Here is a 23879-nt window from a genome sequence, read left to right as displayed (position 1 = left end):
GTGCGGATATGGTCATCATTGATTTTCAAGAAGGACTTTCAAATAAAGACGGAGAGCAAATGGATGGATGATGATGCTCGCGCCTACTCCTTGGAATTTCACGAAATGCAATCCGAAAACGCCTTAGCTGGCAATAGCTAAGGCGTTTTTTGATTTCTTATCACCGTTTTTTAACTAAAAACATAAGATGGCAGGGTAACTAGAGATTGTAGCAAAAAACGAATTGTTTACTGAAGGGATTGTATCACAGGGCAAGGAATGTTTAGGATCTTTTATATAAAGAAGGTGACGGTTTTAATGCTCACAGGCATGCAAATCGCTGTAATTGGTGGAGATGCGCGTCAGCTTGAAGTTGTCCGTAAACTGACAGAGCTTGATGCAAAGCTATTATTGGTAGGTTTTGAACAGCTCGACCATGCTTTTACCGGAGCGGTTAAGGAAAAAATGGAGGATATAAATTTCAAGGAAATAGATTCAGTTATCCTACCTGTCCGGGGCACCGATTCAAATGGGAAAGTAGAAACGATTTTTTCCAGTGAAGAAGTTGTTTTAACTGAAGAAATGATAAAAAAGACCCCGGCACATTGCACTTTTTATGCAGGAATCAGTAACGATTACCTCGATGGGATATTCAAGAAAGTGGATCGCAAACTTGTACTATTGTTCGAACGTGATGATGTGGCTATTTATAATTCGATTCCAACTGTTGAGGGTACGATCATGATGGCCATTCAACATACGGATTTTACGATCCATGGATCGAATGTAGCCGTTCTCGGACTGGGAAGGGTCGGTATGAGTGTAGCCCGGTCATTCCAGGCACTGGGAGCAAAAGTGAAGGTGGGGGCAAGAAAAAGCGAAGATATTGCGAGGATCAGTGAAATGGCATTAGCCCCTTTTCATTTAAATGATCTTGCTGCTGAAATGAAAAATGTTGATATATGTATCAATACGATTCCTTTTCCGATAATTACCGCACAAGTTATAGCTAAAATGCCCGTTCATACATTAATCATCGACCTTGCTTCAAAACCGGGGGGGACTGATTTTCGTTACGCTGAAAAAAGGGGAATTAAGGCGCTATTGGCACCAAGCCTGCCGGGAATAGTTGCCCCGAAAACAGCTGGTCAGATATTAGCGAATGCACTGGGACTATTGATACAAGGCGAGTTCACGAAAAGGAAGGGGAAAAAGATATGAGTCTCAAAGGTAAACGGATTGGTTTCGGATTAACAGGATCACATTGCACATATGATGAAGTGTTCCCGGAAATAGAAAAACTTGTAGATGAAGGGGCGGAAGTCATTCCCATCGTAACATCGACAGTTCAAAACACGGAAACCCGTTTTGGAAAGGGCGAGGATTGGGTCGAAAGAATAGAAAAATTGACGGGGAATCATGTCGTTGATACAATCGTCAAAGCAGAGCCTTTAGGACCTAAATTGCCACTTGATTGCATGGTGATCGCTCCTTTAACGGGTAACTCAATGAGTAAGATGGCAAATGCTCTTACCGATTCGCCAGTACTTATGGCGGCAAAAGCGACGATGAGAAATCACCGTCCGGTCGTGGTCGCGATTTCAACGAATGATGCACTTGGGTTAAATGGTGTCAATCTAATGAGGCTGATGGCAGCAAAAGATATTTATTTCGTTCCATATGGCCAGGATAATCCCACAGGCAAACCAAGTTCCATGGTTGCAAGAATGAGCATGATAAGGGATACGATCATAGCTGCACTGGAAAGGGAACAGATTCAACCTGTCATCGTCGAAAGGTTCAAGGATGATTTAGTCTGAACAAGTATTTCTGCCTCCATCCCGCATTCTAACGACTAACATATATGCATAAATTTGTAGGTTGAAGTTATGAAAAACCACTCCACTACCAGAATATTTTGTTAAAGTGCGACCCTTTGGAATGTTAATGTGATAAAATAAATGATATTCTGAACAAGAAGCAGTAAATCCAGTAAATAATTAATTTAAGAGATAGAAAAGGAGTATGGATAAATGACTGAGACACAGGGATTGCGTATTGCAGTTGTGGGAGCAACTGGAGCGGTAGGACAACAAATGATTTCAACACTCGAACAAAGGGACTTACCGATAAAGAAAATCATCTTTTTATCATCGGCTCGTTCCGCTGGAATCAAACTTACGTTTAAGGGCGAGGAAATCGAAGTGCAGGAAGCAAAACCTGAAAGCTTTGAAGGCATAGATATCGCTTTATTCAGTGCTGGAGGAAGCGTGTCTAAGGAATTGGCTCCAGAAGCAGTGAAACGCGGTGCGATAGTAGTGGATAATACGAGCGCATTCCGCATGGATGAAAATGTTCCGCTAGTCGTTCCTGAAGTAAATGAAGAAGACTTGAAACAGCATAATGGGATCATTGCAAACCCGAATTGTTCAACTATCCAAATGGTTGTGGCATTAGAACCGATCCGCAAGACATACGGCTTATCAAAAATTGTTGTTTCAACCTATCAGGCTGTCTCGGGTGCAGGTGCAGCAGCGATAAATGAATTAAAGGAACAGGCTCGCGACTTGCTTGATGAAAAAGAAATAGATCCGAAGATTTTACCGGTAAAAGGGGACGAAAAGCATTATCAAATCGCATTTAACGTCATTCCCCAAATCGATAAATTCCAAGATAACGGGTACACATTCGAAGAGATGAAAATGATTAATGAAACAAAGAAAATCATGCATATGCAAGACCTTCCAGTGGCTGCAACTTGTGTGAGACTTCCTGTTGTAACAGGTCATTCGGAATCTGTATACATTGAAGTTGAAAAAGAAGGCATAGCGGCTTCTCAAATCAAGGATTTAATGAAAACGGCACCTGGAATAGTGCTAGAAGATGAACCCGAGCAACAAGTTTACCCTACGCCTGCTTCATCCGTCGGCAAGAATGATGTATTCGTCGGTCGGATTCGCAAAGATTTGGATGAAGATAAAGGCTTCCATTTATGGGTGGTTTCCGATAATCTATTAAAAGGAGCAGCTTGGAATTCCGTTCAAATTGCTGAGAGCCTTTTAAAATTAGGTTTGGTTACCGTTAAGTAATAATTTATTTTTAATAACTAGATAAAAAATTAAATTCCAATAGGATAGAGAGTTTTTGTCAGCTTCCCGGTTTGGGAAGCTGGCTTATATTTGGGGTGCATATTATGAAAATTATCGTCCAGAAGTACGGTGGGACATCCGTTCGCGATGAGGAAAGCCGTTTATTTGCCAAGGGGCATATTGAAAATGCGATTAAAGAAGGCTATAAAGTGGTGGTTGTGGTTTCAGCAATGGGAAGAAAAGGCGATCCTTATGCAACGGATACCTTACTTTCTCTAGTAAATGGAGCGAAAGCCAGCCTTTCAAAACGGGAACAGGATTTACTTATGTCAGTTGGAGAAACGATATCATCTGTCATATTCACGAACATGCTCTTGGAACATGGTATTGATGCGGTTGCTTATACTGGAGCTCAAGCGGGATTCTTGACGAATACCGACTATTCAAGTGCGAAAATTATCGAAATGAAATGCGACCGTCTCATGAAGGAACTTGAGGTGAAGGATGTAGTCGTTGTTGCAGGATTCCAGGGAGCGGCTAAAAACGGGGACATCACGACCATCGGCCGTGGTGGAAGTGATACTTCTGCCGCTGCATTAGGTGCAGCATTGCAAGCTGAACGGGTCGATATTTTTACGGATGTGGAAGGAATTATGACGGCAGATCCACGTATTGCCGATCAAGCTCGTCCATTATTAATCGTTTCATATACGGAAGTTTGCAATATGGCATATCAAGGGGCGAAGGTCATTCATCCGCGAGCTGTTGAAATTGCAATGCAGGCGAAAGTCCCGATTCGGATAAGGTCAACATACAGTGAAGGTTTGGGGACCCTTGTTACAAGCATGAACAAGGGAAGCCAGGGCAGTGACATACGTGAAAGGCTCGTGACCGGGATTGCCCATGTACCAAAAATCACTCAAATCAAGGTACGTGCGAAAAAAGATCAATATAATCTGCAGGCAGAAGTTTTCAAAGCAATGGCCAATGCCTCTATTTCAGTGGACTTTATAAATATATATCCAAGCGGCGTAGTGTATACCGTTTCGGAAGAGATGACAGAACATGCCCTCTCGATTTTGGCCGAGCTTGGTCATGAACCGGTCATTGAAAGAAATTGTGCCAAGGTTTCAGTAGTCGGTGCAGGTATAAATGGAGTGCCAGGCGTTGCAGCGAAGATTGTCACAGCGCTTTCCGAAAAGGAAATTGCCATTCTCCAGTCTGCGGATAGCCATACGACAATTTGGGTACTTGTGAAAGAGGAAGATTTAATAGAAGCTGTTAATTCCCTGCACTATGCATTTCAATTGCATGAAAGGGAAGTCCAATGATTTGGCTTTTTAATGAATAAAGGTTTTAAAAATTAAAGAGGTGTTAGATTATGATATTTGGTAGAGTATCAACCGCAATGGTCACCCCTTTCGATGGCAAGGGAAATGTCGATTTTCAAAAGACGACTTCATTGGTTAATTATTTATTAAAGAATGGAACCGATTCGCTTGTGCTTTCGGGAACGACAGGGGAATCTCCAACTTTATCTTCGGAGGAGAAAATTGCGTTATTGCGTCATGTTTCTAAGGTTGTAGAAAAACGTGTGCCCATCATCATGGGGACAGGAAGCAACAATACGTATGCTTCCATCGAGTTGACAAAAAAAGCGGAACAAAATGGCGCCGATGCGATAATGCTGGTGGCCCCGTATTATAGTAAAACGAATCAAGAAGGTCTATACCAGCATTTTAAGGCTATTGCTGCTAGTACGACTCTCCCTGTTATGGTATATAATATCCCTGGGCGCGCTTCGATTAACATTGAACCGGAAACGATCATCCGCCTTTCAAAAATTCCTAATATCGTAGCCGTTAAAGAAGCGAGCGGGGATTTAAACGCTATGACCCAAATCATAGCCGGCACGGATGAAGAATTTGCGTTATATAGTGGGGACGACGCATTAACACTCCCAGTATTGGCTATTGGTGGTGTGGGTGTAGTTTCGGTTGCTTCGCATATTGCCGGTAATGAGTTGCAGAAAATAGTGGAGGCCTTCATCAGTGGGAATTTGAAAGAGGCAGCGAGGCTGCACCAGGAACTGTTACCGCTTATAAAAGGTTTGTTTGCAGCGCCAAGCCCTGCACCTGTCAAAACAGCGCTTCAGTTAAATGGAATAGACGTTGGCTCGGTGAGACTTCCAATCGTGCCATTGACGGAACAGGAGCGCCTTGCATTAACAAAGGTATTAAATAAATAAAAAGACACGGAACAAGCTGATCGTTGAAGATTGGCTTGTTTTTACATAAATATGTAAATGAATGGGATATCCTTTCCGATTTCGAGATGAAAATATTTGAATTTTTTTATTATCGATCGAAACTGGATAAAAGTACAAAGGATCTCTTACATAATAGGTTGTTTTTTTTGAATTATATGAAAATGTCCCTCTGAAAATGGTAAGTGTTGTCATGTTTTTTGAACATCGGTTATAATGAATTCATTGGGAAATTATGAACGGGAATTTTTAAGGAGGATATTCGATTGGGTAAAGATAAAAATAATGGAATAAAAGTCATTTCTCTTGGAGGACAAGGGGAACTTGGTAAAAATATGTACGTCGTTGAGGTGAACGAGGACATCTATCTTCTTGATGCAGGGTTAATGCTGCCAGAAGACGAAATGCTCGGAATCGATGCGGTCATCCCTGATATTTCTTATTTGATGGATAATAAGGAAAGGGTGCAGGGGATATTCATTACCCATGGTCATGAAGACCATATGGGAGCACTTGCTTATGTCTTAAAATATTTACCGGCACCTGTTTATGGAACAAAGCTTACACTGGCTTTAATTAAAACGAAATTAAAGGAAGATGGCTTTAACGGCAGGGCAACATTCACTGAAATCGATTCGGATTCTCTTTTAAGTTTCCCTCAAGCGGCTGTGTCCTTTTTCCGGACAAACCATAGTATTCCCGATTCCGTCGGAGTCGTGATCCACACTCGTGAAGGTGCAATCGTTTATACTGGGGATTTCAAATTCGATCAAGCAGCAACTGATTTATATAAACCGGAAATCGGTAAAATGGCTGGTATCGGTGAAGAAGGTGTCCTATGCTTGCTTTCGGATAGTACCGGTGCCGAGAGGCCAGGTTATACGACATCAGAAGCAGTTGTGGCCAAAGATATTACAGAGGTTTTTCATGCAGCCTCCGGAAGGATCATCGTAGCGTGCTTCGCTTCGAACATTAACCGGATTCAACATGTTTTCAATGCAGCGGCTGCAAGTCGCAGAAAAGTGGCAGTTGTAGGAAAAAGCCTGCAACGCGTTTATGAAACAGCCTTGAACCTTGGCTACTTAAAGGTCGAAGAAGAGCTGATAATCCCGATTAATGAAATTCGCCAGTATGACGACCGTGAAATCGTCGTGTTATCGACAGGTCATCAAGGGGAGCCCATAGCGGCACTGCAAAAAATGGCAAAACAGACCCACAAGCAGGTGACGATCAAAAAGGGGGACACAGTTTTGATCAGTGCATCACCCCTACAGGGCGGCGAACTTATTTTATCCAAAACCGTCGATTTGCTTTACAGGGTAGGTGCTGAAGTGGTATCTGCAAATAAATACAAAGTGCACGTAACAGGGCATGGAAGCCAGGAAGAACTTAAAATGATGATCAATTTGATGAATCCTAAATTCTTGATCCCTGTACATGGGGAATACCGCCATTTATATGCCCATCAAAAAGTTGGGGTTGCTGCGGGAATTGAACGTGAAAACATCATCATTGCCGAAAAAGGTGATGTCATCGAACTAAAGGGCAATAAAATGGGTCTTTCCGGCAAAGTCTCTGCAGGAAATATCCTGATAGATGGCAGTGGTGTTGGAGATGTGGGTAATATCGTTCTTCGTGATCGTCGCTTGTTATCCCAGGATGGCATTTTGATTGTAGTGGTCACGTTGAACCGTCAGGATAAAAGCATTGCAGCAGGACCTGAAATCATTTCAAGGGGCTTCGTATATGTTCGCGAATCTGAAAAAATGATTGGGGAAGCAACTGAAATAGTAAGTGAGATCGTAAAGAAAAATGGGTCGCGCCAACCCTTTGATTGGTCCACGCTGAAGCAGGAAATGCGTGATGCGTTAAACCAATTCTTCTATGAGAAAACGAAACGCCGCCCAATGATTTTACCTATAATCATGGAATATTAAGTAAGGAACCCCTGGTTTAAACAGTCAGGGGTTCTTTTTTCTGTGTCAAACCTCTTATATCTTGAAGAATGAAGTCCGAGACTCGAGACATAATAAAGCTATAGGCTTAAGAGAAAGGGGTTGGCATAGTGGATAATAATGCACCATTACCAAATGAAAATGAAGGCAAACAGGAAGGTAAGAATTCAACTTTAATCGAAAAGATCCAGCAGCTGGGGGCTACTAATGTTCCGCAACTATCTCAGGACTCAAAAATCCATTGTTTGACGATCATTGGACAAATTGAAGGACATATGCAGCTGCCGCCTCAAAATAAAACGACCAAATATGAACATGTTATTCCGCAAATTGTGGCAATTGAACAAAATCCCAATATAGAGGGGCTGCTTGTAATTTTAAATACAGTCGGAGGAGATGTCGAAGCGGGACTAGCCATCGCAGAAATGCTGGCCTCCCTTTCAAAGCCTTCCGTCTCGATTGTACTTGGGGGAGGTCACTCAATCGGTGTGCCGATTGCGGTTTCGTGTGACCATAGCTATATAGCAGAAACAGCAACGATGACGATTCATCCCATTCGTTTGACAGGGCTAGTCATTGGCGTGCCTCAAACCTTTGAATACTTGGATAAAATGCAGGAAAGAGTCATTAAATTTGTTACACGGCACTCTAACGTATCGGAAGAAAGTTTTAAGGATTTAATGTTTGCTAAAGGAAATTTAACCAGGGATATCGGCACGAATGTAATCGGGGCCGAGGCAGTTGAAATCGGTATGATCGATGATGTAGGAGGAGTAGGCCAGGCCATGAGAAAACTAAATAGCTTCATGGAAGAAAGAAGGCCAAAAATTGCCGGGGAAGAGGAGGGGCTTCTGCAATGACGCTTTATACGATCGTTCCTGAAGAAATAATTTTCCCTCATCACCATGAAAAGACGGCAAATTTAATAGAAATGATCTATAATGGTGTACATGTAATGGTTGAACATGACGGAGGCCGCACGTTTCGCATTGATCGAATTGTAAGCACGGATCCTGAAGATTATATGAATGTACACATCCAGCCGGGGGCTGTCATAAATGTGTTCGAACAGATGAATCATTAGTAAAAACGACTAACTGAGGTAAATTATGATATACTGGAATGAAAATCAGCAGCCGCTTGGCTGCTTTATTCATTATGTGGGCAAAATGTTCGTCTAAATAATAAATGGTATATATATCAAGGACAGGTACAAATATATTTGATATAATCAGGGAGCGAACGTTTGTTTCTAGAAGGGAAATCATGTAGTGATGTTGAATAGGAAAGTTAGAATAGTTTCATGAAGAATCAGGTGATATTATGGCAAAAAAGAAACGCAGAAAAAAGAATAGTACAGAGAAATTAAAACTAACGCTTAAATATGAATTGATCGGCCTAACCATAATAGGTTTGGCCATCATTGCCATTGCCAAGCTTGGAGCTGTGGGAAACGGGACGGTCTTTTTGATCCGCTTCTTCATGGGGGAATGGTATATCCTCTTTTTGTTGGGAGCAATTGCAGCTGGCTTCTATTTGATGATAAAGAGGGAGGTCCCTTACCTGTTAAAACGGCAATTCGTCGGGATGTATTTTCTTGTCGCGAGCATGCTCCTGCTAAGTCATGTGACACTGTTTAACATGCTTGCAGATGGAGGGCCGTTTACGAAGCCAAGTGTCATTTCGAATACATGGGAACTATTCTGGATGGAAGTGACCGGAAAGGCCAGCACAAAGGACCTCGGGGGCGGTATGATTGGAGCGATATTATTTGCAGCCTCATACTTTTTATTCGACGAAGCTGGATCGAAAATCGTTTCATTCCTTTTTATCATTGTAGGTGCCGTCCTATTGACCGGGAAAACGTTAGGTGAAACCCTCGGGAAGTTTTTCAGGGGTCTTGGCGTCTTTTTCAAAAAGCAATGGTCTGCTTTCAGAGATGATATGAAAACGTGGAATGACGACAAAAAAGAAAAGAAAAAGAATCCCGTGAAAAAGAAGAAACGGGAAACCGATCCGGTGGAGGAAACCGATCAGCCCCTTCATCAAGAAGAGGAAACACAGCAACTGGCGACCGAACGGATCATTTCCAGCTTTGCTGATAAAGCCTATAGCGACGAAAACGAAATAACTCCAGTAGTTACGGAACCTGCAGCCGAAAGTGCAGAGGAACAGGATGACGCCGTTCCGCCTATGAATTTTACGGAAGTGGAGAATAAAGAATATCTTTTACCCCCTCTTTCTTTGTTAGTGCAGCCCAAAAAAACGGACCAAAGCGGAGAGTACCAATTGATTCATGAGAATGCGGCAAAACTTGAGCGCACCTTTCATAGCTTTGGAGTGAAAGCGAGGGTCACTCAAGTTCATTTAGGCCCAGCCGTAACCAAATATGAAGTCCATCCGGATGTAGGGGTGAAGGTAAGTAAAATTGTCAGCCTATCCGATGACTTGGCTCTTGCACTTGCCGCAAAGGATATTAGGATCGAAGCTCCGATTCCCGGGAAATCGGCTATCGGAATAGAAGTGCCCAACTCTGAAGTGGCAATGGTGTCATTAAGGGAAGTTTTAGAGGCCAAAGAAGTTGACAAGCCTGACGCAAAACTGCAAATAGGCTTAGGACGGAATATTTCTGGTGAAGCGGTTAAGGCGGAGCTTAATAAAATGCCGCATTTACTAGTTGCTGGTGCCACCGGCAGCGGGAAATCCGTTTGTATCAACGGGATTATCACGAGTATTCTGATGCGCGCTAAACCGCATGAAGTGAAAATGATGATGATCGATCCAAAAATGGTGGAGTTGAATGTATATAATGGAATCCCTCACTTACTCGCGCCTGTAGTGACCAATCCAAAGAAAGCTGCACAGGCTTTGCAAAAAGTGGTCAGTGAAATGGAAAGGCGCTACGAGCTATTTTCTCATTCCGGTACCCGTAATATTGAAGGCTACAATGATTATATTAACCGGTATAACATTGAAGAAGATGCCAAACAACCGCTCTTGCCTTATATCGTTGTGATTGTCGATGAGCTGGCGGATTTGATGATGGTCGCCTCAAATGATGTAGAGGATGCCATCACACGGCTTGCACAAATGGCACGTGCCGCGGGCATCCACTTGATAATTGCCACTCAGCGGCCATCCGTAGATGTAATTACAGGGGTCATTAAAGCGAACATCCCATCTCGGATCGCTTTTAGTGTCTCATCCATGACCGATTCAAGAACGATTCTCGACATGGGCGGAGCCGAAAAACTGTTAGGACGGGGTGACATGCTCTTCCTGCCTGCAGGAGCATCAAAACCGGTTCGCGTTCAAGGGGCCTTTTTATCCGACAATGAAGTCGAGGAAGTTGTCACATATGTCATTTCACAGCAAAAAGCACAATATAACGAAGAGATGATACCGGATGAAATTGCAGAAACTTCTAATGGTGAAGTCGAAGATAATTTATACGGGGATGCGGTGTCCTTGATCGTAGAAATGCAGACTGCATCTGTCTCCATGCTGCAGCGCCGTTTCCGGATTGGCTATACCCGGGCAGCAAGATTGATCGATGAAATGGAAGCAAGGGGAATTGTCGGTCCCTATGAAGGCAGTAAACCACGAAATGTATTGGTTACTAAAGATGAACAGGATGAAGCACATTCATCATAATTAAAAAACCGGGCTGCAGCCCGGTTTTTTAATTATTCATCGCCTCGTCCAAATGTTTAAGGCAGAAGTCGGTAATCATCGCTTCTTCATCATCTTCTAAATCGAATTCGAGTGCGCCTTCGTTCCCTTTTTCAAAAATATCATATTTAATCAATTTGCCTATTTGTTCTTCCACAACAAAAAGCACCCTGATATATAAACCATTTTCTGAAAAGAGCTCATCCTCTTCAGGCACTTCAATATCCAAGAACAACTCGTAACGTTCCCCGGACAAAATACCAAATGGATCATTCAATTTTTCAATCGTGTATTCTGTAATCTTTAACATCTTGTGTACATCCCTTCAAAGAAGATAAATCCTATTATACAGGAAAACATCATCTTGAACAGAGCGGCATTCATTTTGCGTTTTTAAAATGAATTTATCCGATTTAGGAGAATAATCGTACAAATTCCGCGGCCTTATCTAGATTGAAAGACACATGTAAGGGTAATTTCTCCTAAATTCTTTTAAAGTAAATAGTAAAACACTATTTATTTATATCAAAAAAAATGTTATATTATTTTCGATTAGTAGGAATGATTCAACATCAGAGGTCTGATGTCTTAAGAAATTAGCTGGGGGAAACTGTATGTCAATAAAATCAGATAGTCGACATTTATATTTGCAGGTCATTGATTACCTGAAGCAGGATATTGAAGCAGGAGTCTATCAGGAAAATGAAAAATTCCCTTCAGAATTCGATCTTGCAAAAAAATTGGGAGTGAGTAGGGCGACACTTCGAGAAGCGCTGCGAATTTTAGAAGAAGAAAACATCATCATTCGCCGCCATGGAGTTGGGACTTTCGTCAATCCGAAACCTCGGTTCACTTCAGGTATCGAGCAATTAAAAAGTGTCACGAACATGATTGAAGAGGCAGGAATGAAACCGGGTACGATTTTCTTAAGCTCGACGGCCCAAGAACCTACAGAAGAGGATATACGCAGGTTTTCATGTTCAACAGATGAACGCATCGTCATCATCGAGCGAGTAAGGACAGCGAATGGGGAGCCAGTTGTCTACTGCATTGACAAAATTCCTGAATCTATACTATCAGAAAATTTTGACCGGAATGATGAATCTCTTTTTGATATTTTGGAAAGAGATGCGCATCGGAAAATTACGCATGCCGTAGCGGAGATTGAGCCTATTGGATATCATGAGAAAGTTTCTCCTATCCTTAAATGCTCTCCAGAAGCCGCACTACTCGTTTTAAAGCAGATGCATCTGGATGACTGGGACCAGCCTATCCTGTATTCTGTTAACTACTTTAAAGCCAATATGTTCAGCTTTCATGTTCTTCGTAAACGTGTGTAGGTGTTGACTCTGCATACGGGTGAATGCAAGCGTTTGTTTTGATTCAGTAAAATTCAAATCAAACATAAGCAAAAAAAATTAACGAGAAGTGAAAACGCAAACATAAATGACTTTTCAGAACATTCCTGCTCAAAAAACTATGTAAATTAGGGGGATAAAAATTGAAAAAGCGCAAATTAGGACTAGCTCTTTCACTTGTTCTTGCAGCCGGTACGCTACTTGGGGCATGTGGTAATTCAGAGAATGATGATAAAGAATCTTCAAATGGGAAAAACAAAGATAACTTCACGGTATCGATGGTAACCGATATTGGTGGTATCGATGACAAATCCTTCAACCAATCTGCTTGGGAAGGCCTTCAGGCTTTTGGAAAAGACAATGGATTGGAAAAAGGAAAAGACGGCTTTAATTACCTTCAGTCAAAATCAGATTCTGAGTATACGACCAACCTAAATACTCTTGTTAAAGAAGATTACAATCTTATCTATGCTATTGGCTATGCATTAGCCGAATCTGTTGATGAAGTAGCAACACAGCGGCCTAAATCTCAATTTGCAATCGTTGATAGCGTTGTTAAACAAGATAATGTAGCAAGCATCGTTTTCAAAGAGCAGCAAGGGTCATTCCTAGTAGGAGTTATTGCTGGCTTGCAGACAAAATCGGATAAAGTAGGCTTCATTGGTGGTGTGGATTCTGAACTAATTAAGAAATTTGAGGTAGGCTTTAAAGCTGGTGTTCTCTCTGTTAATCCTGATGCAAAAATTACAGCACAGTATGCAGGATCGTTTGGTGATGCGGCAAAAGGACAACAAATGGCAAACAACATGTATTCATCAGGAATTGATATCATTTACCAAGCAGCTGGCGGAACTGGAAACGGCGTCTTCACATCTGCGAAGGAATTGAAGAAAAAAGATCCTAAAAAAGACATTTGGGTTATCGGGGTAGACCGTGACCAAAAAGAAGAAGGCGCATTGAAAGTGGATGGCAAGGACTACAATGTCACTTTGACTTCCATGGTAAAACGTGTGGATGTAGCAGTTCAAGATTTAGCGAAAAAGACAAAAGAGGGTAACTTCCCTGGTGGAGAAACAATTGAATATGGTCTTGAAGAAAACGGAATTATGATTTCGGAATCTCAAGAAAATGTAACCAAGGAATCATTAAAAGCGGTAGAAGAATATGTTGAAAAAATTAAATCTGGTGAACAAAAAACACCTGGAACAGAAAAAGAGTTGAAGGAATTAGGATTTAAATAATTCAAGAATAACATGATAAGGAGAGGAGAAGGCCTGTCAAAGGTCTTCAAATCCTCTTTCATTCTGAAGAAAAAGCCGAATGAAAGACTATGAAAGAATTTGTAGTTTTTCATTTGGTTTTTTATAAAAGAAAACCAATTAATGAGAACTATTAGGAATCTATCAATATCTCCTAGTTAGGTATCAGAATCCTCATTTTTATAGGAGTTGATTATACGTGGAACATGTAATTGAGATGCTCAATATCCGCAAAGAATTTCCTGGTATTATTGCAAATGATAATATAACCCTTCAAGTGAAAAAAGGGGAAATTCACGCATTGTTAGGTGAAAATGGAGCTGGTAAATCCACGCTTATGAATGTGCTTTTCGGATTATATCAACCGGAACAGGGCGAAATCCGAGTAAATGAGCAGATTGTTCAGATTACAAGCCCGAATGTTGCCAATGACCTCGGAATTGGGATGGTGCATCAGCATTTTATGCTGGTTGATCCATTTACAGTTACCGAAAATATCATTCTTGGAAAAGAACCATCGAAATATGGGAAAGTTAATGTAAAGGGAGCGAGTGAAGAGGTAAGGGAACTTTCTGAACGATATCATTTAAGCGTAGATCCAGATGCGAAAATTGCAGATATATCGGTGGGGATGCAACAAAGAGTAGAGATTTTGAAAACTTTGTACCGTGGTGCTGAAATTCTGATTTTCGATGAACCTACTGCGGTTTTGACACCCCAGGAAATAAAAGAATTAATAACGATTATGAAAGCTCTTATTAAAGAAGGAAAATCGATTATCCTGATTACACATAAGTTAAAAGAAATTATGGAAGTTTGCGACCGGGTCACGGTTATTAGAAAAGGCAAAGGTATAGGTACAGTGAACGTAAAGGATACAAATCCTGATGAACTAGCCAGTTTAATGGTTGGACGGGATGTAGTTTTTAAAACAGATAAATCGGTAGCAATTCCGCAAGAAGTCGTTTTAGAAGTGAAGAACCTGGAAGTGAAGGATTCCCGTGGTGTTTCAGCTGTTCATAACCTTGACCTATCTGTACGTGCCGGTGAAATTATCGGAATTGCCGGAGTGGATGGGAACGGACAATCTGAACTTATCGAGGCACTTACAGGATTGAAGAAAGTGGCTTCAGGTACTATAAAATTAAACGGAAAACAAATACAAAATATGAAACCACGTAAAATCACCGAATCTGGAGTAGGACATATACCGGAAGACCGCCATAAACATGGTCTTGTCCTGGATTTCAGCATAGGTGAAAATATCGTGCTACAAACTTATTATCAAGAGCCTTTTTCAACTGGAGGGATTTTACATTCGAGAAAAATATTCGAAAAAGCTCGTACTATCCTAAAAGAATATGATGTCAGGACCCCTAATGAATATACACCGGCCCGGGCACTATCAGGCGGAAATCAGCAAAAGGCAATTATCGGTCGTGAAGTCGACCGGAATCCTGATTTATTAATTGCAGCACAGCCCACACGGGGATTGGATGTGGGTGCAATCGAGTTCATCCACCGTCGATTGATTGAACAGCGTGATGCAGGAAAAGCGGTGCTTCTCATATCTTTTGAATTAGATGAAATAATGAATGTCAGTGATCGAATTGCAGTTATTTATGAAGGGGAAATCGTTGCAATAGTTGATCCTAAAGAAACAACAGAACAGGAATTGGGATTGTTAATGGCTGGAAGTAAGTGTTCGGAAGCAGGTGAAAGAGAGAATGTCTAAATACTTTTATAAATTAACGAGTCCATTATTTGCTGTCATACTCGGATTGCTCGCCGGTGCCATTATCATGTTGATCAGTGGATATAACCCGGTTAAAGGTTATGGAGCAATGTTAGAGGGAATCCTAGGTGATTCCTACTATGCTGGAGAAACCTTAAGGACGATCATTCCTTATATTCTTGCTGGCTTAGCCGTTGCCTTCGCCTTTAGGACCGGATTGTTCAATATTGGAGTAGAGGGTCAATTAATTGTAGGTTGGCTTGCAGCGGTTTGGGTCGGTGTAGCTTTTGATCTTCCTAAGATCATTCACTTACCATTAGCAGTGCTTGCTGGTGCTGTAGCTGGGTCTCTATGGGCTTTTATTCCTGGGTATTTGAAAGCTAAATTCCGTGTGCACGAAGTAATTGTATCAATCATGCTTAATTACACTGCTTTATATGTAACCAATTATTTAATACAAAATGTTATTTCTGATAACCAAGACAAAACTGAACGGATTGCTGAAACAGCATCTCTTCGTTCTCCACTTTTTGAGAGTTTAACAGACTTCTCCCGTCTTCACTGGGGAATCTTTATAGCGATCATTTGCGTATTCATCATGTGGCTCATCTTGGAAAAAACAAAAACCGGTTTCGAATTGAAAGCTGTTGGATTTAATCAGCAGGCTTCGGAATATTCCGGTATGAGCGTTAACAAAAATATTATTCTATCTATGGTTATTTCTGGTGCGTTTGCAGGGCTTGCTGGAGCTATGGAAGGCTTAGGCACTTTCGGCTATGCGGCAATAAAAGGTGGGTTCACAGGAATCGGCTTTGACGGGATTGCGGTTGCCTTACTAGGAGGAAACTCAGCGATTGGGGTCGTGTTAGCTGCTTTCTTGTTCGGTGGACTTAAAGCAGGGGCAATCAATATGCCATTGGAGACCGGGATTCCAAGTGAAATTGTTGATATTGTCATAGCATTAATCATATTCTTTGTTGCATCAAGTTATTTTATTCGTTGGATTGTGCAACGCTTTAAGAAGGGGGCGAAATAAGTGGACTTTTATCAAGTATTACAAATCATCATTCCGTCCATGATTGCTTACGCTGCTCCGCTAATTTTCACTTCGCTTGGTGGTGTGTTTTCTGAACGATCTGGTGTTATCAATATAGGGTTAGAAGGGTTAATGGTAATTGGGGCTTTCACAGGAATCGTTTTTAACTTAATGTATGCAGACGTATTTGGAGTCTGGACACCGTGGGTATCCGTTGTTGTCGCCATGATTGCTTCCTTGCTATTTTCAGCTCTTCATGCAGTGGCATCGATAACATTCCGAGCAGATCAAACGGTAAGTGGGGTTGCCATTAACTTATTGGCAGTTGGACTCACATTATTTCTAGTAAAGAAGATTTATGATAAAGGGCAGACGGATATAATTACCGAGACTTTCCCGAGGATAGATATTCCCATGTTAAGTGATATACCTTTTATTGGTCCAATCTTCTTCTCAAATGGATACTATATTGCATATCTTGCCATTATCGTAGCCATTATCGTTTGGTATATCATTTTTAAAACTCCATTCGGACTTCGTCTTCGGGCTGTAGGGGAACATCCGATGGCTTCGGATACGATGGGCATAAATGTAACGAAGATTCGTTACCAAGCTGTCCTTCTTTCAGGAGCTTTTGCTGGTATCGGAGGAGCAATCCATGCGACTTTATTTGCGAATGATTTCAGTCATACGACAATAAATGGGCAAGGTTTCATGGCCATTGCCGCAATGATCTTTGGTAAATGGAATCCACTTGGAGCCATGGGAGCTGCCTTATTCTTTGGTTTGGCACAAAGTTTAAGTATTGTTGGATCCAATCTGCCTTTCATAAAAGACATACCATCCGTTTTCTTATTAGTTATGCCATATATCTTGACGATCATCGCACTAACTGGTTTCATTGGACGTGCAGATGCTCCGAAAGCATCCGGACAGCCATACATCAAAGGGAAAAGATAAGTATTTAACCGGTCAGCAAACTTTGCTGGCCGGTTTTTTCTTTTGAGATTGAGCCATAAGTGATGCTGAGGCTGGTGAAATACCAAAAAAAGTAGCTGTAACTTGCATGATTTTTCCTTTCACATGTATATTTTAAGTAGATGTTTAAAAGGGTTCCAATCTACAAACAATAAGCTAATAAAGGTGATTTATATAATGAGGAGGATTATTCATGTCTATTGCTTCCGATACAATTACGGAAAAAAGCGGCTACAAGCTTCATGTGGTCCAGACGGATAAATATAAAACGAATACTCTCGTGCTGAAGATGAAGGCCCCGTTGACAAAAGAGGACGTTACATATCGTGCATTACTGCCATATGTGTTACAAAGCAATACAAGTAAATACCCTACAACACCCGAGCTTCAATCTTATCTTGATGATTTATATGGAGCAGGGTTTTATGTCGATGTTGCTAAAAAAGGAGAATATCAAATCATAAGTTTTACGATCGATATCGTCAATGAAAAGTTCCTTAGTGATTCCACCCCGCTTCTCGAAAAGGCTTTTGGGTTATTATCAGAAGTGATCTTTAATCCGAAGAAGAACGGCGAAGCCTTTGACTCTAAAACGGTTTCCAATGAAATCCGTTCTTTAAAACAGCGGATTCAATCCATTTCCGATGACAAGATGCGATACTCAGCTACACGCCTTGTAGAGGAAATGTGCAAAAACGAACCATATGCTCTAGAAGCGAGCGGCAATCTTCAAGACTTGGAAACGATAACTCCGGAATCCCTTTACGCCTATTATAAAAAAGTGCTGACGGAGGATGAAATCGATTTATATGTAATCGGTGACATCGATGAATCGGAAGTGGAGGCTTTAGCTGACAAGTATGTATCGTTGCAAGAACGAGTGCCTGTAAGACTGCAGAGGAAGCCGGGCAAGGTAGTGGAGAAGGAAAAAGAAATCATCGAAAATTCGGATGTGAAACAAGGTAAATTGAATATCGGTTATCGAACCCAAGTTGCATACGGTGATCCGGATTATTATGCTCTTCAGCTATTCAATGGGATTTTTGGTGGCTTTTCACATTCGAAACTTTTCATTAATGTCAGGGAGAAAGCCAGCCTTGCTTATTATGCAGCTTCAAGGCTCGAAAGTCATAAAGGACTTTTAATGGTCATGGCGGGCATTGAGAATGCCAACTACAAGCAGGCATTGGATATCATCCATGCACAAATGAAGGAAATGAAGCAAGGGAACTTTTCCGAAGAGGAACTGGCACAGACAAAGGCGGTCGTTAAGAACCAACTCCTTGAAACCATTGACGTTTCGAGAGGTCTTGTGGAAATTTTATATCATAATGTGGTTTCCGGGCAGGATATATCGCTCGACGATTGGTTTGCAAAAACAGAGCGGACGACAAAGGAAGAAATCATTGCAGTCGGTCAAAAAATTCAGCTTGATACGATTTATTTCCTAACGGAAGCGGAGGTGCAAGGGTAATGGAAAAAATAGCATTCACTCAATTGAAAGAAGAACTTTTCCATGAAAAAATGGATAATGGTCTAGAAGTATATATACTTCCGAAAAGTGGGTTCAATAAATCATTTGCGACTTTCACGACTAATTATGGTTCAATTGACAACCATTTTAAACCATTGAATGGAACGGAATTCTCTAAAGTACCTGATGGGATCGCCCATTTCCTTGAACATAAGCTATTTGAAAAGGAAGATGGTGATGTTTTTCAGCAATTTTCAAAGCAGGGAGCATCCGCAAATGCTTTTACTTCTTTTACCCGTACAGCCTATTTATTTTCCAGTACGTCCGATTTCGATAGGAATCTAACTACCTTAATTGACTTTGTCCAGGAACCTTACTTTTCGGAAAAGACGGTAGAGAAGGAAAAAGGAATCATTGGGCAGGAAATCAATATGTATGATGATAATTCAGACTGGCGATTATATTTCGGGACGATAGCCAATATGTATCATCAACACCCAGTGAAAATCGATATTGCCGGAACTGTGGAATCTATTGCGGATATTACGAAGGATATGCTTTACGAATGTTATAATACTTTTTACCATCCTAGCAACATGCTCCTATTCGTTGTAGGACCGGTAGATGTCGAAAGCACCATGAAACTGATTAGGGATAATCAAAATAATAAAGGGTACAACGAACAACCTGCAGTGGAACGCAAATTTGACGAAGAGCCGGAAGTCGTTGCCAAGGATAAGGAAGTCTTAAGAATGAATGTCCAGACACCAAAAGTGATGCTGGGCATCAAGGCCATCAATGTGCACCAATCCGGTTTACAGCTTTTGAAAAGGGAATTGGCGACCAATATATATTTGGAAATGCTATTTGGCAAGAGTTCACCTTTGCATGAGGAGCTATATGAGGAAGGGTTGATCGATCAAACCTTCTCTTATGATTATACACAGGAACAAGGTTTTGGGTTTGCGTTAATTGGCGGGGACAGTGCCAAACCTGATGAGTTGAGGGAGTCTTTATTTGGTATCCTGCAAAAATCAAAAGCCGGAACTGGCCTGAATGAAGAAAGCCTGCAAAGGACAATCAAGAAAAAAATCGGTTCTTTCCTTCGCTCCCTGAATTCGCCGGAATATATAGCGAATCAATTCACCAGATATGCATTCAATGATATGAACTTGTTCGATGTTGTATCGGTATTGGAAAAACTAACGATTGAAGATATCAGGGAGGTCGCCAAGGACTTAATATCCGATCAACGGATGACTGTCTGCCAGGTACTTCCTAAATAATATAAAGGGGGCGGGAATGTGGGGAAACGTTTTGCCCTTATTACTGGAGCCAGCGGAGGAATCGGCAGGGAAATAGCTATAAAGCTCGCCGAGGAGAATTACTCACTTTATTTACATTATAACAGCAATGAAGAAGCGATACTTGAACTGATTGAAGAGCTGAAGCCTCATCAAGTCGAACTTATTCCGGTTCAAGCGGATTTGGCTGCAGCGGATGGATACAAGAAATTGGCGGAAAATATTTTTGCCCTCCATGCAATCGTCCTTAATAGTGGCAATAGCTATTATGGGCTTATATCGGACATGGATGAGACAATCGTTAATGAAATGGTCCAACTGCATGTAACGAGCCCATTCCATTTAACAAAGGAACTGCTTCCAAAGCTCATGTACCAAGAACAGGCTGCCATCGTTGCGGTCACATCGATTTGGGGGCAGACAGGTGCATCTTGTGAAGTGTTATATTCTATGGTCAAGGGCAGTCAAAATGCTTTTATCAAGGCGCTTAGCAAAGAGGTATCGCTCAATGGAATCCGGGTGAATGCCGTTGCCCCCGGTGCGATTTCCACTTCCATGCTCGAATCATTCAGTGCGGAAGACCTGGAAATCATCAAAGGCGATATTCCGATGGGCAGGATGGGGCATTCCAAAGAAGTCGCAGAGGCCGTATACTATTTGCTTTCCGACAAGTCGTCATATATAACCGGGCAAATCTTAGGCGTAAATGGCGGATGGTACACATGATTTTTTTTAGACATGTATAATTTTCTCGGTTCCTTCACAAAATATCTATGTACTATTTTGAAGGAAAGGGTGACCATTCATGTCTGTACTGGACAATTGGGATCAATGGAAAAATTTCTTAGGCGACAGATTAAATCAAGGTGAACAACAAGGTTTGTCAGAAAGTGCTGTTAACAACTTGGCTTTCGAAATCGGTGATTACCTGGCTAATCAGGTTGAGCCCCAGAATGATCAAGAAAAAGTGCTTGCTGATCTTTGGTCGGTCGCAAACGATCAAGAAAAGCATGCCATGGCAAGCGTCATGGTCAGGTTAGTCGAGAACAATGGAACGAAGTAAAATATCAATCCAAAAGGCCCTGTTATTAAATAACAGGGCCTTTTGGATTGAAGTGGATGTCTATTTATCCCCTTATATAAAAATGAATATTTTTCTAGGGTTTTTCCTTTTAACTTATCACGAAATGCTATATTATAGAAGCTAGACAATTACTATTAAAGTGTTCAGACCTTGAAATTTCCGATGGATGAGTTTTTTGCCCCTGAGAGGGTAAAGACTTTTAGGCTTAAGGAGTGTTATCGTGGATAATAAAGAATGGTATTTTGAATATGAAATTCAAGTCAACCGTCCTGGTTTATTAGGGGATATATCATCCCTTCTGGGTATGCTTTCCATTAATATCATCACCATCAACGGGGTCGATGAAGGCAGGCGGGGGTTACTTTTGTTGGCGAAAGACAGCCGTAATATAGAAAGGTTCGAGTCAATCCTCCGTACGATGGATACGATAAAGGTCATTAAGCTCAGGGAACCTAAATTGCGTGATCGCCTGGCAGTCAGGCATGGACGTTATATTCAGCGCGATGCTGATGAGAAAAACACTTTTAGGTTTGTTCGTGATGAACTAGGCTTGCTTGTCGATTTCCTGGCCGAGCTATTTAAACAGGAAGGTCATAAATTGATTGGGATACGAGGGATGCCACGTGTCGGGAAAACGGAATCTATCGTAGCCTCGAGTGTATGTGCTAATAAGCGATGGTTGTTTGTGTCATCGACCCTTTTAAAGCAGACTATCCGCAGTCAGCTAATTGAGGATGAATATAATAATGATAATTTGTTCATTTTAGATGGGATTGTTTCAACTCGCCGTGCAAATGAGCGTCATTGGCAGTTGATTCGCGAAATTATGAGGCTTGATGCTGTCAAAGTAATCGAACATCCGGATGTTTTTGTCCAAAATACGGAGTATACTCTTGAAGACTTTGATTATATTATTGAATTGCGAAACAATCCTGAAGAAGAAATAACATATGAAGTTGTCGACCAAAAAGACCAGTTTTCGGGGTCGGATTTTGGTTCCTTTGACTTTTAAAATGGCAGGTGTTTTATTTGACTGAGTTAGGTATTCGATTAAAGGAAGCTAGGGAAGCCAAAGGTCTTAGCTTGGATGATTTGCAGGAATTAACTAAGATTCAAAAGCGTTACCTCATTGGCATTGAAGAGGGAAATTACAGCATGATGCCTGGGAAGTTCTATGTACGGGCATTCATAAAGCAATATTGTGAAGCGGTCGGACTGGATTCAGAAGAGATTTTCGAACAATATAAGAGTGAGATACCATCGGTCTATAGCGAGGAATTGCCAGAACAGCTTTCAAGGGTCCAATCCCGGAAAACCATACCGGCAGGAAATTCAAAAGTTGTAGAAATGTTACCGAAGATTTTGGCTGCCGTTTTAGTCATTGGTGTGGCCGTATTGATTTGGGTGCTTGTATTGCATTATATGAGTAATCCGGATAACGATGGCAAAAAGGACCCAAAACAGAGCGATGCCGTGGGATACAATAAAAGTGAAGAGTTTAACAAAGAAGAAGAGAATGCAGACCAAAAACAGAATGAAGAAAAATCAGATTCATCTGATAAGAAGAATGAAGATGATGCAGTTGTCAAGGATGAAAAGAAAGAGCAAAACCTTGCCGTCACCAGTTCCAGCGGTAAAAATAGTACGTATGAATTAAAAAATACCGATACCTTTAAATTAAAGGTGACCTCCAAAGGCTCACCATGGGTAGGCATAAAAAATGGTGAAGGTAAGTTACTTTTCCAGGGCACTATCGACAAGGACAAGAGCCAGGAAATTGATTTCACCAATGAGAAAGAAGCTGTCATCAATATAGGCAGGGCATATGAAACTGAGATTTATGTGAATGATGAGAAGCTGGAGTATTCCATTTCACCGACTGAAGTGAATACGCAATTGGTTACGATACAATTTACGAAAGCCGAATAGTCATCTTATAGATGACTATTTTTGCTCTATATATACAATAGTAAGGCTGCAGTAAATGGTTTACCCGGCATATAAGATTGGATTTTGAGATAAGTTATACATATAAGCATTATTTTAGTCTAAGACGCATTGCCCAAATGGCACGCGTAAATTTTGGAGGTAAAAGTTTTGAATCTGCCTAATAAGATTACAGTAGCAAGAATCTGTTTAATACCAGTATTTTTAATCATCATGCTCGTTCCTTTTTCATGGGGGACACTAACTTGGGGAGAATACAGTTTGCCAGTGGCGCATCTGGCTGGAGCCATCCTCTTTATTATCGCTTCCACTACGGATTGGATCGATGGCCATTTTGCCAGAAAGTATAATATGATTACTGATTTAGGGAAATTTTTAGATCCATTGGCTGATAAACTTCTGGTTTCGGCTGCCTTAATCGTTTTGGTTGATCTAGATTTAATGTACGGTCAATCTTGGATTGCCATCGTGATCATAAGTCGTGAGTTTGCGGTCACCGGATTACGTTTGGTGTTAGCGGGTACGGGGGAAGTGGTTGCAGCGAACCAGCTTGGAAAAATTAAAACATGGGCACAAATTGTTTCTATATCGGCTTTATTGCTGCATAACCTTCCATTTGCCCTCATTTCACTTCCTTTTGCTAATATCGCATTATGGATTGCATTAATCTTTACAATCTGGTCAGGTTTGGATTATTTTATAAAAAACAAAGAAGTATTTGTTAATTCAAAGTAAAACGAATG

At 41.1% G+C, this 23879-nt stretch carries 22 protein-coding genes; 21 read left to right on the top strand and 1 reads right to left on the bottom strand.

Going from position 1 to position 23879, the window contains the following annotated elements; translation table 11 throughout:
• Window positions 1–297 precede the first annotated feature (297 nt).
• The 9 genes from dpaA to ACFVSH_RS06310 all read left to right on the top strand — a co-directional run bounded on the left by dpaA (window position 298) and on the right by ACFVSH_RS06310 (window position 10943).
• Window positions 298–1200 carry a dipicolinic acid synthetase subunit A gene (dpaA, locus tag ACFVSH_RS06350; RefSeq protein WP_387705274.1) on the top strand — a complete coding sequence of 301 codons (903 nt, stop codon included), beginning with the start codon at window positions 298–300 and terminating at the stop codon, window positions 1198–1200.
• Entirely contained in the window at window positions 1197–1799 is a 603-nt protein-coding gene (locus ACFVSH_RS06345) for a dipicolinate synthase subunit B (RefSeq protein ID WP_098370983.1), read from the top strand. The genes dpaA and ACFVSH_RS06345 overlap by 4 nt, the downstream gene beginning before the upstream one ends.
• Window positions 1800–2012: 213 nt before the next feature.
• The gene (asd, locus tag ACFVSH_RS06340) at window positions 2013–3068 is read left to right on the top strand and encodes an aspartate-semialdehyde dehydrogenase (RefSeq protein ID WP_098370982.1); all 1056 of its coding nucleotides are present in this window, start codon (window positions 2013–2015) and stop codon (window positions 3066–3068) included.
• Between the two features lie 104 nt (window positions 3069–3172).
• Window positions 3173–4399: an aspartate kinase gene (dapG, locus tag ACFVSH_RS06335; RefSeq protein ID WP_387705272.1), complete on the top strand. Its 1227-nt coding sequence runs from the start codon at window positions 3173–3175 to the stop codon at window positions 4397–4399.
• 47 nt (window positions 4400–4446) lie between these two features.
• The gene (gene dapA / locus ACFVSH_RS06330; RefSeq protein WP_260284290.1) at window positions 4447–5316 is read left to right on the top strand and encodes a 4-hydroxy-tetrahydrodipicolinate synthase; all 870 of its coding nucleotides are present in this window, start codon (window positions 4447–4449) and stop codon (window positions 5314–5316) included.
• A gap of 284 nt (window positions 5317–5600) precedes the next feature.
• On the top strand, window positions 5601–7271 hold the full coding sequence (locus tag ACFVSH_RS06325; protein ID WP_192204068.1) for a ribonuclease J: 1671 nt from the start codon (window positions 5601–5603) through the stop codon (window positions 7269–7271).
• A gap of 128 nt (window positions 7272–7399) precedes the next feature.
• A complete protein-coding gene (locus ACFVSH_RS06320; RefSeq protein ID WP_387599985.1) occupies window positions 7400–8149 on the top strand; it encodes a ClpP family protease in 750 nt (249 codons plus the stop codon).
• The gene (locus ACFVSH_RS06315; protein ID WP_098370978.1) at window positions 8146–8373 is read left to right on the top strand and encodes a YlzJ-like family protein; all 228 of its coding nucleotides are present in this window, start codon (window positions 8146–8148) and stop codon (window positions 8371–8373) included. The genes ACFVSH_RS06320 and ACFVSH_RS06315 overlap by 4 nt, the downstream gene beginning before the upstream one ends.
• 239 nt (window positions 8374–8612) lie before the next feature.
• Window positions 8613–10943 (top strand): DNA translocase FtsK, encoded by a 2331-nt coding sequence (locus ACFVSH_RS06310; RefSeq protein ID WP_387599988.1) that lies wholly within the window; start codon window positions 8613–8615, stop codon window positions 10941–10943.
• 28 nt (window positions 10944–10971) lie between these two features.
• Here ACFVSH_RS06310 and ACFVSH_RS06305 read toward each other — a convergent pair whose 3' ends face one another.
• The gene (locus ACFVSH_RS06305) at window positions 10972–11271 is read right to left on the bottom strand and encodes a DUF6509 family protein (protein ID WP_387599991.1); all 300 of its coding nucleotides are present in this window, start codon (window positions 11269–11271) and stop codon (window positions 10972–10974) included.
• Between the two features lie 304 nt (window positions 11272–11575).
• Between ACFVSH_RS06305 and ACFVSH_RS06300 the strand changes: the two genes are divergently transcribed.
• The 12 genes from ACFVSH_RS06300 to pgsA all read left to right on the top strand — a co-directional run bounded on the left by ACFVSH_RS06300 (window position 11576) and on the right by pgsA (window position 23871).
• The gene (locus tag ACFVSH_RS06300; RefSeq protein ID WP_192204071.1) at window positions 11576–12301 is read left to right on the top strand and encodes a GntR family transcriptional regulator; all 726 of its coding nucleotides are present in this window, start codon (window positions 11576–11578) and stop codon (window positions 12299–12301) included.
• Window positions 12302–12462: 161 nt separating this feature from the next.
• On the top strand, window positions 12463–13560 hold the full coding sequence (locus ACFVSH_RS06295) for a BMP family lipoprotein (protein ID WP_387705270.1): 1098 nt from the start codon (window positions 12463–12465) through the stop codon (window positions 13558–13560).
• Window positions 13561–13777: 217 nt separating this feature from the next.
• The gene (locus ACFVSH_RS06290) at window positions 13778–15313 is read left to right on the top strand and encodes an ABC transporter ATP-binding protein (RefSeq protein WP_387705268.1); all 1536 of its coding nucleotides are present in this window, start codon (window positions 13778–13780) and stop codon (window positions 15311–15313) included.
• Window positions 15306–16349: an ABC transporter permease gene (locus ACFVSH_RS06285; RefSeq protein ID WP_387705266.1), complete on the top strand. Its 1044-nt coding sequence runs from the start codon at window positions 15306–15308 to the stop codon at window positions 16347–16349. Before ACFVSH_RS06290 ends, ACFVSH_RS06285 begins: the two co-directional genes overlap by 8 nt.
• A complete protein-coding gene (locus ACFVSH_RS06280) occupies window positions 16350–17309 on the top strand; it encodes an ABC transporter permease (protein ID WP_387705264.1) in 960 nt (319 codons plus the stop codon).
• 211 nt (window positions 17310–17520) lie between these two features.
• On the top strand, window positions 17521–18801 hold the full coding sequence (gene yfmF / locus ACFVSH_RS06275) for an EF-P 5-aminopentanol modification-associated protein YfmF (RefSeq protein ID WP_260284297.1): 1281 nt from the start codon (window positions 17521–17523) through the stop codon (window positions 18799–18801).
• Window positions 18801–20087 (top strand): EF-P 5-aminopentanol modification-associated protein YfmH, encoded by a 1287-nt coding sequence (gene yfmH, locus ACFVSH_RS06270; protein ID WP_260284298.1) that lies wholly within the window; start codon window positions 18801–18803, stop codon window positions 20085–20087. Before yfmF ends, yfmH begins: the two co-directional genes overlap by 1 nt.
• Before the next feature lie 18 nt (window positions 20088–20105).
• Window positions 20106–20831: an elongation factor P 5-aminopentanone reductase gene (gene ymfI / locus ACFVSH_RS06265; protein ID WP_387600001.1), complete on the top strand. Its 726-nt coding sequence runs from the start codon at window positions 20106–20108 to the stop codon at window positions 20829–20831.
• A 79-nt stretch (window positions 20832–20910) separates the two neighbouring features.
• Window positions 20911–21168, top strand: a complete 258-nt coding sequence (locus tag ACFVSH_RS06260; protein WP_192204079.1) for a DUF3243 domain-containing protein — start codon at window positions 20911–20913, stop codon at window positions 21166–21168.
• A 241-nt stretch (window positions 21169–21409) separates the two neighbouring features.
• Window positions 21410–22201: a DUF3388 domain-containing protein gene (locus ACFVSH_RS06255; protein WP_034313530.1), complete on the top strand. Its 792-nt coding sequence runs from the start codon at window positions 21410–21412 to the stop codon at window positions 22199–22201.
• 17 nt (window positions 22202–22218) lie between these two features.
• Window positions 22219–23118 (top strand): RodZ domain-containing protein, encoded by a 900-nt coding sequence (locus ACFVSH_RS06250; protein ID WP_483878282.1) that lies wholly within the window; start codon window positions 22219–22221, stop codon window positions 23116–23118.
• Between the two features lie 168 nt (window positions 23119–23286).
• Window positions 23287–23871, top strand: a complete 585-nt coding sequence (gene pgsA / locus ACFVSH_RS06245; protein WP_034313524.1) for a CDP-diacylglycerol--glycerol-3-phosphate 3-phosphatidyltransferase — start codon at window positions 23287–23289, stop codon at window positions 23869–23871.
• Window positions 23872–23879 lie beyond the last annotated feature (8 nt).

Source organism: Peribacillus sp. NPDC058002 (assembly GCF_042886655.1).
Taxonomy (GTDB): Bacteria; Bacillota; Bacilli; order Bacillales; family DSM-1321; genus Peribacillus; species Peribacillus aracenensis.
The sequence above is the reverse complement of the archived record's forward strand: the minus strand, read 5'-3'. Positions and strand labels throughout refer to the sequence as shown.